Below are 15,321 nucleotides of genomic sequence, written 5' to 3' on the forward strand. Positions count from 1 at the left end.
AATTTGTCAGGATTAACTAAAAACCAACTTATAACAAAATTAATCGATTCATTAACGGTGTTGTTTTTACAGCATTTTTTTTAACTACAATAAAGGACAAAAACATCCTTTATTATATATTTTAGACAGAGATGACAAAAGAAAAAAAATTGTGGATTGGATTTGCCTTAGTAATGGGCATTTCATTTGCCATATTGGGCTATTTTGGATATGAAATATACCAGCAAGCTCCCCCTATCCCCCAGCGAATCATGACAAACAATGGAGAGGTTATTTTCACAGACACAGATATTAAGGATGGACAGAATATTTGGCAAAGTTTAGGTGGTCAGCAAGTGGGCTCAATATGGGGACACGGGGCATATGTAGCTCCTGATTGGACAGCGGATTGGTTGCATCGAGAGGCCTTATATATTTTAGACAAATATGCCGCAACGACTTACAACAGTACTTTTAAAGCTATAGGAGATGAGGAAAAAGCCGCATTGCAAATTCGCCTTCAGAAAGACGTACGCAAGAATACTTATGACCCAAACACCCAGACCATCACCATTTCTGACGAGCGCGCTGAAGCCATTGTATATCTGAGTTCATACTATGAAGGCTTATTCATGGACGCTCCCGAATTTGACCAATTGCGTCATGACTATGCCATCCCTAAATCGGCGATTAAAGATGTCGAAAGAATGCGAAAAATGAATGCTTTTTTCTTTTGGGCAACGTGGGCAACAGTAACCGAGCGCCCAAACTCAATTATTTCCTATACGCACAATTGGCCGTCAGAAGAATTAGTTGGCAATACCGCCACAAAGGATTTACTGGTTTGGTCTGGAGTAAGTGTGATTCTTTTGATTTTGTGCATTGGAATTTTAGTTTTCTATCACGTCAAATCCGGAGAGGGCGAAGAACTAGAAGCACCCGCTCATGATCCGCTTTTAAAGGAAGCTATGACTCCGTCTATGTATCGCATCAAAAAATATTTCTGGGTGGTCAGTTTACTAATCTTATTACAGGTTATTCTAGGAGTAGTCACAGCCCATTACGGCGTAGAGGGCAATGGTTTTTTTGGAATTCCCCTAGATCGAATATTGCCGTACTCCGTAACGAGAACTTGGCATACGCAACTAGCTATCTTTTGGATTGCAACTGCTTGGTTAGCCACAGGATTATACATAGCTCCTGCAGTATCCGGTAAAGATCCCAAATTTCAAGTAGTAGGGGTCAATTTTCTCTTCATCGCCTTGTTGATCATCGTACTGGGCTCCATGGCCGGCCAATGGATGGGTGTCATGCAAAAGTTAAATCTAGTCGATAATTTCTGGTTCGGTCACCAAGGATACGAATATGTAGATTTAGGACGATTCTGGCAAATCTTCTTATTGATCGGCCTTTTCCTCTGGTTGGCATTGATGGTTCGACCGCTGTTGCCGATAATTCGACAAAAAACGCCAGAGAAAAACCTCATCATCATGTTCCTGATATCCTGTACTGCGATTGCCTCCTTTTATGGCGCCGGTTTAATGTGGGAGCGACAGACCAATCTAGCTATTGCTGAATACTGGAGATGGTGGGTAGTCCACTTATGGGTGGAAGGCTTCTTTGAGGTTTTTGCCACTGTAGTTATCGCTTTTCTATTTGTTCGGTTGGGCTTATTAAAAACCAAAACCGCCACTATAAATGTCATTTTCTCTACCATCATATTCCTGACAGGGGGAATAATCGGTACTTGCCATCACTTGTATTTTTCTGGAACTCCTACCAGCGTAATGGCTTTTGGTGCTACTTTTAGTGCATTAGAAATCGTTCCCTTAGTTTTAATTGGTTATGAAGCTTTTAATAACTATAAATTATCCCAAGCCAACAACTGGGTGAGAGCGTATAAATGGCCGATATATTTTATGATAGCAGTAGCTTTTTGGAACTTTTTAGGTGCTGGAGTTTTCGGTTTTATCATCAATCCGCCAATTGCCTTATACTACATACAAGGTTTAAACACTACCCCTTTGCATGCGCATACCGCCTTGTTTGGCGTTTACGGTATGTTGGGAATCGGTCTGATGTTATTTGTACTGCGCAGTTTATACCGTTCAGAAATGTGGAATGAAAAATATCTTCGATTTATATTTTGGTCGCTAAACATCGGATTGCTCGCCATGTCCCTACTGAGCCTTTTACCTATCGGCATTTGGCAAGCGATCGAAAGTATCGAACACGGAATGTGGTATGCCCGATCAAGCGAACTCATGCAACAACCCGCGATGATTACTTTAAAATGGTTGCGCGCAATCGGCGATACCGTGTTTGGTATTGGAGCACTAGCCTTGTGCTGGTTCGTCTTTGTTTTAACACTGAGAAAAAAGAATTAAACACAGCTAATACACAGGCATCAAATCGGTTGATGGCAGCTAAAAATCAACCGATTTTAAAAGTTACTCCCGAACAAAAACAATAAAGGACTAAATGGTCTTTTATTGTAAAAAAAGTTATAACTTAGTAATAAATATCGACTAATCGTATCCCAGATACGTTTTTAGATACTTTTAAAAAGAATTTTTAAACACAATTAGTACTTATATTATGAAAACAACAGTAAAAATGACCATCGGAGAAATTGTAGCTCAGGATTATAGAACTGCCGCTATTTTCTCCAAACACGGCATCGACTTTTGTTGTAAAGGTCACCGCACAATTGAAGAAGTTTGTGAAAAGAAAACGCTAGATAGCAATCGCTTGCTCGAAGTGTTGGACGAAGTATTGGCTCATCAAACAAGCTCAAGCATCGATTATAAAACTTGGCCTTTGGACTTGTTGACCGACTACGTCGAAAAAACACATCATCGCTATATCGAAGAAAAAACGCCTGTTTTATTACAATTCCTCAATAAGTTAAGCCGTGTACATGGGCAAAACCACCCAGAGCTTTTAGAGGTTGAACAATTATTTAAAGAATCTGCACAGGAACTGGCGGTACACCTAAAAAAAGAGGAATTGATATTATTTCCCTTTGTCCGGAAGATGGTCGGTGCCCAAATCGGAAATGAAAAGATACAAGCTGCACATTTTGGCAGCGTCGAAAATCCGGTTGCCATGATGATGGAAGATCACGATCACGAAGGAGAGCGCTTTAGAAAAATTGCCGGTATCACCAATAATTATACACCTCCTTCTGATGCCTGTAATACTTATAAGATTACGTATGCCATGTTGGAAGAGTTTGAACGCGATTTACACAAGCACATCCACTTAGAAAACAATATTTTATTCCCGCAATCCATCGAATTGGAAAAACGGATGGCTTAATTTTAAGTAACAACAGCGCGAACCCTATCGCTGATTCACCTGTTCGCGCTGTAAACTTGATATTAGTGACGGTCTCTTACCCATACAGCCCATTGACCGTATCGTTTTTCAACAGCTAAAAGTTTTCAATAATCCGCTATAACTGCAATATTGACTGCATGGAATCACCGAGGAATCCACGATAGAAACCACCTGTCCTTTGGACGAATAAATCGTAATTGTATATGAAAAAAAGTTGGCTAATCTGCTGTCTAATCAATTTTTTCCTTGCCGCAATGATGGGGGTTTTGTTGCGATATGCCTATGTACTCCCCTTAGAAATCAACTATGCATTCCTGCTGCATGGTCATTCTCATACAGCCATGTTGGGTTGGGTTTACCTGATGTTGTACGCTTTGATATTTCACGATTTTATCCCTAAAACACCGGCTACTATAAAACGTTACAACCGGCTGTTTTGGATTACTCAGTTTTCCATTATAGGCATGATACTCAGTTTTCCATTACAGGGTTATGCCGTTGTTTCCATAGGCTTTTCTACCCTGCATATTTTCTGCAGTTATTATTTTTGCTATCGCGTGTGGCAAGACGACAAGTCGATTGCTACTCCCGAAAAAAAGCTTTTATTTACGGCGCTTTTCTTTATGCTGTTTTCCACTTTGGGGGTTTGGTGCTTAGGGCCTGTCGCCGCTAGTGGAGCAAAAGGAAATGCCTTTTATCATACTGTTATCCAGTTCTTTATACACTTTCAGTTTAACGGTTGGTTTACATTTGGCGTATTGGCCGTTTTTATAAAAAAACTACGAGTTAACAATTGTAACCTGAACCCCATCGCATTTAAATGGTTTTTATATCCGCTTGTTTTTGCTACTTTATTGACCTTTTCACTGCCATTAAGTTGGTATTTTCCATATACCATATTACCGTGGATTAATGGCTTGGGACTTATCTTACAGGGTTTTAGTATCTCTGCCTTTTACAGACTGATTCGACCTCACTACTCCAAATTAACAACTTTATTCTCTAGAACGACTGCTACTCTATATGCCTTTGCTTTAATTTCTCTTGTACTAAAGATCACGATTCAGTCCATGACGTTATTTCCAGAGATTGCTGCGGTTTCTCATGAAATTCGAAATTTTGTCATTGGTTTTACACACCTCACTTCATTGGGCTTGATAACGGGCTTTTTACTTGCCTTTGTCAGCGATACCCTTGCTTTTCAAACGGCTTTATCAAAAGCAGCCTTACTGCTGTTCTTGATTTGTTTTGCAGCAACAGAAATAATACTGTTTACTCAAGGGGTATTGACTTATTTTGAACAGGGTATTTTTTCTCACTACCACCTCTTACTTCTACTTGCGAGTATTGGATTACCATTGGCATTAGCACTGCTAATTGGATCCCTGATTAAATCTCAATAAAAAAAAATTATGAGTCATCACTTACTATTAATATTGCATCTCATTGCCGCCACTATCTGGGTAGGCGGTCACCTACTGTTATTGTGTCGTTATTTGCCGCAGGCTTTACGAGATAGAGACAGCAGCATTATTTCCAACTTCGAAAAGAAATTTGAACCCATAGGCTTGCCTGCGCTGTTGATATTACTGCTAACAGGTGTCTTTATGGCTTACAAATACGGAGTCACTATGCAGTCGTGGTTTTCCTTTTCGAATCCCATTGAACGCGTTGTCTCGATAAAACTGACTTTATTATTGTTAACAGCGGTTTTAGCTGTACATGCACGACTTTTTATTATCCCCAAACTCAGTTCTAAAAACCTGATTGAAATGGCGATTCACATCTTGTTGATTAGCTTAATCGGCCTCAGCATGCTCGTTGTAGGTTCCAGCATGCGTTTTGGAGGCATTTAAACCCGAATAGAATAATTCCCATCGGCATCCATTAAACAGGCTTCTAAGGCGACCGATATCGGCTTTCCTTTCGTCAATACGAACTACAACTAGGCTTGATGAAATCTGCCTCTTTAGGCATGGTTAACCAACAACCGATTCCTTAAAAAGATAGGCGCTGTTATAGAAAAGAACAGCGCCTATAGGTGAATTAATAATTAACCTGCTTTAGCCTTTTTAATCGCTATCTATTTGACAAAATTAAATATAGAAGTGTTGAAATTTATCGAAACCCATGCCCAATTATTAGTAGCTGCATTTCCACCTTTTAAAGTTTCCAGTGTTGTTGAAGCAAACAACTGAGCATATCCAAATCCCAATGTGACATCTTTATGCAATTGAAGGCTCCCCACCAAATCGATTTCCGTCCCCAAATAACTGTCCATGCTTTTAGCTTGCGCATTTTCTACAGTTGCCGCCGAAAAAAAGACATGTGGTATTAGATTCAATTGAAACTGATTGATTTTAAAATTCAATTTTGCGTTTATGTCGGACAGTCCTACTGAATTCAAGTGATTGCCAACATAAAAATAATCCATATATCCATTAAAGGCGTGATTGGTACCAAAAAGAGGTGTAAATGATTTTAATTTACCCGTTTGATTGCTTGTCGGTGTTCCCGACAAATACTCATAGCCCAATCCCATTTTCCATTGCTCATTTATTTGATGGCTTACCTTTGCCCCAAAATTCCAAGCCTCTACTCTCGCGCCGTCTCGTTTTCCAAACTGCGTGTAAACAGCAATATCCGCAACGGTATTTTTGCCTTGAAATTGGCCATACGTCCCTATGGTCTGCAAATAGTCAACTTTAAACTCAGTAGCTGTTTTGTCGTACTCATAACCCGTATTCAAGATCAAACCACTAATACTAAAGGCACCTTGCTGGGTATTGAACCAGGCAAACTGCATAGACTTATAGTTTTTGGTTTCATACTTTTTTTCTATTAAATCCTCTGCATCGGCATTTAGTGCCGCTCCGATATCCAATCGATTATGGGCTTTTTTGTAAGTCATTACCGCTGCATCATGGCTTTGTGCTTGCTGTGTCCAATCCACTTCTCCGAAAATGCGTTGATTGTCGTAAGACAAAACTTGTCTTCCTACTTTAATATCCCAATAGGCTGTAAATCGATACAATCCGTATGCCTCAAAAAAAGCAATACCGTTTTTGTCAGCAGTTGTATTGGTCGGTACATCTCCCCATACGCGCACGTTTTGAAGTGCTATTTTTAACTGTACCTTATCGGCTTCAAAACGGATGTTCAATCGAGATCGTTGCGATACAAAAGCAGCTTCCCGCTCGGCATCTTTTAAAATGGTTTTAAACCCATTTCGATATTCAAAACGCGGTCTTAATTGCAAATCAACATCGAGTTGCTGAGCGCAAACCGTAGCATATGTCAAAGTCAAAACCACCGTTCCCATAATTTTTGTCCAGCTCATCCTTTGTTATGTTTAATTGGCATCGACTGCTTCGGTGATTTTTTCTATCGTTTGATTATAACTGACACCAAGTCCTTCTTGTTGGAAATACAGTTCTCCCTCGGCATTAAACACACTAATAATGTTCGAATGCGAAAAATCAATCGGTGATATTTTTTTGTAATTCACCGCTAAAACAGCCGCAAATTCGCGGGTATTATCCTCTGTAGATCGCAGGAATACCCATTGATTTCCATCCATTTTATTCTCAATGGAAAACGCTTTTAAACGCTCTGGTGTATCTACTTCTGGATCTATACTCACCAATAAAAATTTTACATGTGGTTTTGTTTTATCGGATAAATTCTGCTCGATATGCCTCATATCTGCAACCAATCGCGGACAAGCCGCTTGACAAGAAGTGTAAATCATGACCATGACCAATACATCACCACGAAGTTCTTTGAGTTCTAAATCCCGTCCATCCTGATCGGTCCATTTTGACGGAAGATTATAAATAGACAATTCCGAAATGGTCGTATCGTTCGATTTTAACTCAGCTTCTGTTTGTTGTGTCTTGATATTACAACCCTGCATAACAAGCAATAAGCCTATGAGTACTAGATATTTTTTCATTTTTATTTTTTTTACAGTTTGCGGTTCTATTTTTTTAAATAATGTACAAGCAGTTAGCCCCCATTTTTAGCACACCGAAAACCCAGATTTTTAATATTGTAACTCGCTTTGATACTACCGCGAAACGCATAACGCATAAAAGCGGCGTAATTCATCAAATCTGACGCACCTACAGAACTGCTTCCACAAAACAAATTGGAGTCACCTTGCAGGGCTTTTCTCGATTCGCCTGAAACAAAAACGGAGTTAAAATCGGAAGTCCATTCCCAAACTAAGCCGTGGAGGTCATAAATGCCCCAGTAATTTTTAAAAGTACTCCCAACGGGATTGTTTTGCGTCTTTGCCCTTTCATACCAGGAGAGTATGTAATTGTTGTATGCTTCCTTAGAACGTGCATCGGCCAATTTTTCATCAGCCATGGCCGCATATTCCCATTCATCGAGAGTAGGTAAACGCTTTCCTTGGCATTCACAATATTTTTTAGCCGCAAACCAAGATACATTAGTAACTGCAGCATCGGGTAACTGCGATTTTCCATAGTTCAAATCACCTTCCCAATTGACAAGGTAACTCCCATCTGCAAATAGTTTTTTTATCTTGGAACGCCGCCATTCTGGATTGGTCTTTAAAAAACTTAAATACTGTTCGTTGGTCACTGGATACACGTCCATTAGAAAATCAGCCACTTCCACTCGAGAGCCATCGACATCAGCACCGTAAAGAGGGATGTAATTCCCTCCCTTTACAGCTGCCATCTTGGATTGTTGTCCCCAGGCCGTTGTAAAAACAACCGTGCAAAACAAAACCAATAAAAATTTTAAATTATCGCGAACTATCATAACAAAAGCCTTATTTATTTCTCATGGCTTTAACCATATCTACAGTAACTCGGGTTTTGTTGTTCCCCCAATTATCATAGATATAAGTCAATACATTGGAAATCTCTTCGTCCGATAGATTCTGACTGGTCATCACACTATTGTATTTCTCTCCATTAACAACAAGCTCTCCACTTAGCCCATGAATAACGGTACGAATAGCTCTGTTAACATCTTTGTTTAGATAGTCTGACTTTGCCAATGGTGGAAAAGCACTCGGTATCCCTTGCCCCTCAGCTTGATGACAAGCAAAACACGTTCTCATATAGACGTTTTTACCCTGAACCAATTGTTCGCTTAAAGTCTTCGCGACAGCAGGTTTTTTACTCTCAGCTACTGCAGGCATACTTTGAACCGTACCTCCTTCAGGCAGATAAATTCCCTCTTGAATCGTTCCAGAATAAATCTTATCATTATTTTCACCGGTCACTTTTAAAATCCCCAATGCTCCCTTGTTAAACGCTCTAAAAATGGAGTGATCAACCAGGACAAAACTACCGGGTACATCTACTTTAAAATCGACTATAGCTGCTCCTCCCGCAGGGATTAAAGTCGTCTGAACATTTTCGTTAATCTGACTCCCACCTTCGAAGTGTACCTTGTCGAAAATCTCCCCAATAACATGGAACGAAGACACCAAATTTGGCCCTCCATTTCCAACAAACAAGCGCACGGTTTCTCCAACTTTTGCCGTTAGTGCATTATCGCCAATTAAGGCGCCTACCTTACCGTTAAAAACCACGTAATCCGGGCTTTCACTTATAGCTTTAGTCATATCAAAAGGCTGGGTACCGCGCTCGCCATAACCACCAACCGTATAAAAATCTCCTTGCATCACATAATACTCCTTATCAACAGGCGGCAATCCACCTTCTGGTTCTACTAAGATTAAGCCATACATCCCATTGGCGATATGCATACCCACTGGTGCTGTAGCACAGTGATAAACATAAAGTCCCGGATTTAACGTTTTAAACGAAAAGGTTTTTTCATGGCCAGGAGCTACTAAAGAAGATTCAGCTCCTCCTCCAGGTCCCGTTACAGCATGTAAATCAATGTTATGTGGAAGTTTATTATCCGGATGGTTTTTTAAGTGAAACTCCACCTCGTCTCCCACTCGAGTTCTGATAAAACTACCAGGTACACTTCCTCCAAAAGTCCAATATACATAGTTTACACCATCTACCATTTCACCCTCCTTTTCAATAATTTCCATATTAACTACCAATTTCATGGCTTTTCGATTGCCTACGGGAGCTGGAACAAACGGCGGGGCAGTCAATTCAGCGACCATCTGACCTTTTGTTATTATGTGTTCTCCGTTTTCAGAGACACGGCTTTTAGCGGTATCTTTACAAGAAGCTAAATTAGCGATAAGGAAAACTCCCGCTATTGCCAAACACCATTGACTTAATTTCCGATTTACCGATTTCTTTCTCATGCGATTTAATTTTGCTGTTAGTATATTTTATATACACAAAAATAAAAGACGTTAATGTCCTTTATTATGATTTTTATCATGTAAACCGGTTTTTTTTAAAACCTTTTCAACGGTTGCTTTTCCGTTTTTTAAACCCGACATAATTAAACAAAAACGACCTAAAAAAGCATAGCGCATACCAAAGAAGTCCAAACTTTTAAATCCTGTAAAACACCTACTATTAGTGCAGCGCTACACAAATAAAAAATCGGGGTACAAATAAAAAAAAATTAAAAGCGCGTTCCAAGAGAGCCGTTTACTAAGTCGTAACGAAGTAATTCAGTGCCCGAAATGGCGTACGCTAAAAATCATAGGCTTTAATTAAATAATAAATCCCAACCGTAAAAGGTTGGGATTTATTATTTATTCGTATCACACAAAGGGATGGACGCCGTCGAATTTTATTTCACAAGGTATCTGGGTTTGTAAACACAAAACTCCCAATAGGATTGAGAGTTCTTGTATTTAATAGATGACTCGCGAGAGGATTAAGCAAAATTTTGCGTTCAAAGTTCAATTGTGCTAAAAACCTATTCTCTTCATTTTGTCTTGACACAAAACGAAGCAAAAAGTCAAGACACTATAAAAAATTCCTAAAATCACTTGACTTCGCCTAAAAGATTTTAACTCCCTTCGGTCGGACACAAAATCTTTTTTCGGCTGCGTTGCAGCGATTTCTTAACGGATTTTTTATAAAGTCGAAAAGATGCTGCAAAATTCAAAATTAGAGTAGCAAGTAAAAACCATGGTCATACTATCGCTCTAATTATTTAAAATATTCGTGCGGTAGCGGGGAGTATAGCTTACCTTCCTTTTAAAAATAACTCTTTATTTTTAAAATCAAAAAAAAATTCCAACAATAAACAAAAGAAAGTTACTTAAATAATAATTTGTTTCTATAGGAAAACGAGCTCCATCTTTAAATTTTGGTATTTTAGTTTTTACTATCCCTCTTAAACCTATTATTATCATAATTAGATAAATGATTATATATCCCATACTATTTTCTCTATTTTGTCGACATCTTTTTTGTATCCCCACGCTACCGCACGAAATGAAATTCGAAAGAGTCAGTCTTTTCGTGTAGCAAAATTCATTGTACTCATATTCCTCTATTTAACCGTAGTTAATATACAAAGAATCCTCATTCTATTTTTACAAAGTTGGAAGACTGCCTTTTATCTATAAACGGTCATAGTAGATACAAAACGCCCAACAGGATTGAGAGTTCTTGTATTTAATAGATGACTCGCGAGAGGATTAAGCAAAATTTTGCTTTCAAAGTTCAATTGTGCTAAAAACCTATTCTCTTCATTTTGTCTTGACACAAAACGAAGCAAAAAGTCAAGACACTATAAAAAATTCCTAAAATCACTTGACTTCGCCTAAAAGATTTTAACTCCCTTCGGTCAGACACAAAATCTTTTTTCGGCTTCGTTGCAGCGATTTCTTAACGGATTTTTTATAAGGTCGAAAAGATGCTGCAAAATTCAAAATTAGAGTAGCAAGTAAAAACCATGGTTATACTATCGCTCTAATTATTTAAAATATTCGTGCGGTAGCGGGGGCAAGCTAGAATTATCTTGTAGGAGAAGGCGTAAACAGCAAATTCGATAAGAAAACCGTAACCCGTTTACTCGATATAGAAAAACTAGACCCCACAGATAAAGAACACTTTTTCGCTATGCTAGATGCGTTTCTAGCCAAAAATAAATTACAAGCTATTCTAAAATAACAAAATCCCAACCGTAAAAAGTTGGGATTTTTGTTATTTATATACCACACGAAGGGATTCGTGCGGTAGCGGGGATTGACTCCGTCAAATTTTATTTCGTGCGGTAGCGAAGGACGCTATTGTTCTTGTACATAAATAACAATAAGATAAAAAGCGACCAAACTGCATGTAATCGCCATTATTAGTACTTTAAAGTCTAACGACCAATAATACCATTTTAACGGATTCTCATTATTTTTATTCGTTGCTTTTTTTCTTTCATAAAAATAGTAAATCCAGCAAAATATCGATATTAATAATATAATAAATATATCTCTCATACTTTATTTTTTATATGGTCCTTTCTTATTGTCTCTTGCATCATCTATTCCTTTTCCTAGCAAATTAATCAAACTACTGTTCATTAATTTTTCTGAATAATTTTTACCTAATTTACCTACTTTACTTCCTACAACAGTTAACACTGCCTTTGTCGCTACTTTCTCTACTGAAATTTTACTATCTAAAGCATCCTTGGTGATTTCCATTACCAAACCAACAGTTGACATTAACCCTCCTAATGTCGCGAGAGGTGCGCCTAATACTCCTCCTCCAGCAACACTCAATGCAGTTGCCCCATAAACCATCACATCTCCTCCATCTTGTAATCCAGAAGCTGTCGCTTTATACATACTATTTTCCCCAACATAACTACCATCCTTCATCATAAAACCAGGCTTCACATCTGCACCAGTAGATACATTAGTAACTGTTGCTTTATCAGACAACTTATAACTATCATCGCCACTACCAACAACCATCTCACTACTAACATTTTTCACATTAGTATATCCTTTTGCTGTCGCTTGCTCCTTTGTTTTTACACTACTATCATAAATATACTGAGTATTGCCACTTCGCCCTATATATTCAACCCAATCTTCCTTCCCCTCCTTACTCATCCCCGTAGGGTCAGTAAAGTTAATCGGGTTGTTTCCGACGTACGAATACGGTTCCATAGTTTGCTCCGCCAACGGGTCCACACTTAACCACAACTGCACCCTTTTTTGTTCGCGCGACTCTTTGCATTTCGCGTAAATTAACTTTAATTTAGAGTTATATGTAGATAAACAGCTCATTTTTTCAAAGATAATTATTATTATTTTATCAGTTAAAAAAATAACTTGTTTTTTATATCCGCTTGGTAGCGGAGCGGACAAGCTGATGTAAAAAATGAGTCAACAACCGAAGGGCGTTAGTTTTGAACTTACTGGTATTTCTCTTTTACAACTCGAAGGAAAAACAGCCTTGAGCTAAGGGCTGGACTGAAGCTATGGAGCGTAGCGTAATAGCTGAGGGCCAAGCTAGCCGGAGAGAGGCAACGAACGACAGCCTGCGAGCCACCTGCGAGTGGAGCAAGGGTGGAAGACCGAGAGCACGGAGCGGTAGCGCAGTGCGGGTACTTGCATATATAGTAGCCGAGCGCTGGCGGGATTTTTGTTCTTTTCTACAACAATCGTGACAGCGCTCGGCGCAGTATACAAGGCTGTCCTTGATGTTTGCTAGAGCGGAGCGGAAGCAATACAAAAAAGACAGCCGTAGCCCGTAGCGACCCGCAGGCGAGCTAAATTAAAGCCTGGCGGTGGACGTGTTGCGGTACCCGCCCGAGCAATTACATCTTGTGAGGAATAAACATTATTCTACAGCGTCTATGATTAACGTTTTATAGTTATGAGGATATAGGTCTGTAATGTTCTTGTGGTTGATGGATTGAATATTTTCAAGAACATATTTTAACCATTGGTATGGATTAACGTCGTGCTTTTTACAGTTAGCAAAAAACGTATAGGCCATAGCAGCTCTTTGTGCAGCATCATGAGAACCAGCAAAGAGATAGTTTTTACGCCCAAGTGCTACAGGTCTGATTGCGTTTTCTACAAGGTTGTTATCTATCTGTAAGTTCCCATTGTATAAATACGCACTTAGGTTATCCCATCTAGTTTGTGAGTAAGCAAAAGCTTTACCTATTTGACTTTTAGGTAAAGTTAATTTCATCTGAGTAAACATATATTTACCAAGTTCATTGATGATTGGTAAACTCTCTTTCAGACGAAGCTCTTTGATTTGATCAGGAGTTAAGTTTTGTTCTTTAACCTGTCGTTCCACAGCATATAGCTTCTGTATTTCTACAAGTACATGTTGAGCTCTTGTTTTATCATTGTCTAAAGCTCTTTCAAATTCACGACGAGCGTGTGCCCAACAGCCAAGATGTGTGACACCTGACTTATTCCCATAGGCTTTATATCCCGCGTAACCATCGGTCTGCAGGTATCCTTTAAAATTTTGTAATACAGGTAGTGCAGCGCTACTGGCACGAGTAGGGCTGTAATTAAATATCACGAGCTTGGATATAGGTGCGTGATACACCCAATAATAGCCAAGATGAGACTTATCTTTCTTTTTCTCATCTAGGACTTTGATGGTGGTTTCATCTACTTGAAGATAACCTTTATTCTGTACATCTAAAAAGAAGCTTTCATACAGCGGTTTTAAAGCATCCATACATTGGACTATCCAACCATCTATTGTAGAGGAAGCTATATCGATATTTTCTCTAGAAAAACGTTGCTTTTGACGATATAGCGGAAGGTGGTCTACATATTTATCAACAAGTATGGTTGCTAGTAGTCCCTCAGAGGGTATTCCTTTATCGATGATTCGCTCTGGAAGACTTCCTATACTTATCTGTGGATTGTCTTTATCCTGAGTAGCGTATTTATATCTAATGAACCTCTTTATTTTAAAAGAACTTGGGATGTAGTCTAAGATATCAGTTATCTCTTTACCAATACAAATCATCCCTGATAGGTCTCCCTCAGGATAGATATGTACTTCTTCTACGGGCAGGTGATCTGGTAGTTTAGCTCGTCCTGGGTGTTTTTTCTTTGTACGAGAATAAGTAATCTCTTGTTTGATTACTTCTTCTTGTTCTTGTATTACCTCTGGATCAACATCTAAAGGTAATTTAGTCTGATCAGGATCCTCGAAACGCTCTCGAGATTGACCAAACTTCATGCGTTGAAGTAGTTTTACTTGACGTTCTAGTTCAGCTGATTTTTCTTTCTCTGTATTAAGTTCAGATTCTTGCTTGGAAATAGTCTTTTGAGCTTTAGTTAAAAGCGCCAAAAGTTCTTGTTTCGATAAGTTTTCTAAGTCTATTTCCATGAAGTAAATATACGTCAAAAGCCTTATTTACACAAGGATTAAGGCTGTTTTATCCCGTGGAAAATCGCCTTTTTTGACTACTTTTTATCACCTGTATTCCCTCTATCATTAGTACTAAATCACTCCAGCTGATTTGTGACTTGTTATGAGAAGGAAAGGCAAAAGTTCCTTGTTCTAATCGCTTGTGATATAACACAAATCCACCTGTTTCCCAATGCAAAAGCTTCATCTGGTTACAGCGACGATTGATAAAGACATAGACACTTCCATTGTGAGCTACTTGATTCAATTCGTTTTGAACAAGACCACAAAGACTATCGAAACTCTTGCGCATATCGCATGCTGATTTATATAAATAGAATTGGTGGCTACTACTCAGACTAAACATTACACAAGGTTTATTAATGAATAAAGATCACTTAAGTCTTTCGTTTCTACACGAAGCTTCACTCCATTAGGATACACGATTTCGTATTCTGTACCTTCTGTTTTCAATGTTTTACCTATTGCTATAAAGTTGCTTGCTCCATCTTCAACTGTCTTATTCTTATATTTTACTACCCAATAGCTAAATGTCGCCAAGTTAATTCCTGCACTTTCACAATACTTTGATTGTGTTAATCCACTTGCTTTCCAATCCTCTACATGAGAGTACATAATTTCTTGTTTGCTCATCTCTTTATTATTTCAAGCAAACTTAATACCTTACACTATGTTATGAAACATGTGGTTGCTCGGGCGGATACGT

General features: G+C 38.7%; 12 protein-coding genes. 4 read left to right on the forward strand and 8 right to left on the reverse strand.

The window, feature by feature from the left end; genetic code table 11:
• Positions 1-131 precede the first annotated feature (131 nt).
• From ACQZ43_RS15100 to ACQZ43_RS15115, 4 genes are all read left to right on the forward strand, one after another.
• Complete coding sequence (locus ACQZ43_RS15100; RefSeq protein ID WP_430613523.1) at positions 132-2,366, forward strand: nitric-oxide reductase large subunit; 2,235 nt, start codon at positions 132-134, stop codon at positions 2,364-2,366.
• Positions 2,367-2,577: 211 nt separating this feature from the next.
• Positions 2,578-3,300, forward strand: coding sequence for an iron-sulfur cluster repair di-iron protein (gene ric / locus ACQZ43_RS15105; protein WP_430613524.1), 723 nt, complete (start codon positions 2,578-2,580; stop codon positions 3,298-3,300).
• 224 nt (positions 3,301-3,524) lie between these two features.
• The gene (locus ACQZ43_RS15110) at positions 3,525-4,724 is read left to right on the forward strand and encodes a hypothetical protein (RefSeq protein WP_430613525.1); all 1,200 of its coding nucleotides are present in this window, start codon (positions 3,525-3,527) and stop codon (positions 4,722-4,724) included.
• 6 nt (positions 4,725-4,730) lie between these two features.
• The gene (locus ACQZ43_RS15115) at positions 4,731-5,177 is read left to right on the forward strand and encodes a CopD family protein (protein ID WP_430615702.1); all 447 of its coding nucleotides are present in this window, start codon (positions 4,731-4,733) and stop codon (positions 5,175-5,177) included.
• A 227-nt stretch (positions 5,178-5,404) separates the two neighbouring features.
• Here ACQZ43_RS15115 and ACQZ43_RS15120 read toward each other — a convergent pair whose 3' ends face one another.
• The 8 genes from ACQZ43_RS15120 to tnpA form a co-directional block, all read right to left on the reverse strand.
• The gene (locus tag ACQZ43_RS15120) at positions 5,405-6,661 is read right to left on the reverse strand and encodes an alginate export family protein (RefSeq protein WP_430613526.1); all 1,257 of its coding nucleotides are present in this window, start codon (positions 6,659-6,661) and stop codon (positions 5,405-5,407) included.
• 12 nt (positions 6,662-6,673) lie between these two features.
• Positions 6,674-7,276 (reverse strand): SCO family protein, encoded by a 603-nt coding sequence (locus ACQZ43_RS15125; RefSeq protein WP_430613527.1) that lies wholly within the window; start codon positions 7,274-7,276, stop codon positions 6,674-6,676.
• 53 nt (positions 7,277-7,329) lie between these two features.
• The gene (locus ACQZ43_RS15130; protein WP_430613528.1) at positions 7,330-8,115 is read right to left on the reverse strand and encodes a formylglycine-generating enzyme family protein; all 786 of its coding nucleotides are present in this window, start codon (positions 8,113-8,115) and stop codon (positions 7,330-7,332) included.
• 10 nt (positions 8,116-8,125) lie between these two features.
• Positions 8,126-9,595 carry a copper-containing nitrite reductase gene (nirK, locus tag ACQZ43_RS15135; RefSeq protein ID WP_430613529.1) on the reverse strand — a complete coding sequence of 490 codons (1,470 nt, stop codon included), beginning with the start codon at positions 9,593-9,595 and terminating at the stop codon, positions 8,126-8,128.
• Positions 9,596-11,692: 2,097 nt separating this feature from the next.
• Positions 11,693-12,409, reverse strand: coding sequence for an RHS repeat-associated core domain-containing protein (locus ACQZ43_RS15140; protein WP_430615704.1), 717 nt, complete (start codon positions 12,407-12,409; stop codon positions 11,693-11,695).
• 634 nt (positions 12,410-13,043) lie between these two features.
• Entirely contained in the window at positions 13,044-14,573 is a 1,530-nt protein-coding gene (gene tnpC / locus ACQZ43_RS15145) for an IS66 family transposase (RefSeq protein WP_430613164.1), read from the reverse strand.
• A 49-nt stretch (positions 14,574-14,622) separates the two neighbouring features.
• The gene (tnpB, locus tag ACQZ43_RS15150) at positions 14,623-14,961 is read right to left on the reverse strand and encodes an IS66 family insertion sequence element accessory protein TnpB (protein ID WP_430613165.1); all 339 of its coding nucleotides are present in this window, start codon (positions 14,959-14,961) and stop codon (positions 14,623-14,625) included.
• Positions 14,961-15,248, reverse strand: a complete 288-nt coding sequence (gene tnpA / locus ACQZ43_RS15155; protein ID WP_430613166.1) for an IS66 family insertion sequence element accessory protein TnpA — start codon at positions 15,246-15,248, stop codon at positions 14,961-14,963. Before tnpA ends, tnpB begins: the two co-directional genes overlap by 1 nt.
• Between the last annotated feature and the right edge of the window lie 73 nt (positions 15,249-15,321).

It is taken from the genome of Flavobacterium sp. JP2137 (assembly GCF_050562195.1).
GTDB lineage: Bacteria > Bacteroidota > Bacteroidia > Flavobacteriales > Flavobacteriaceae > Flavobacterium.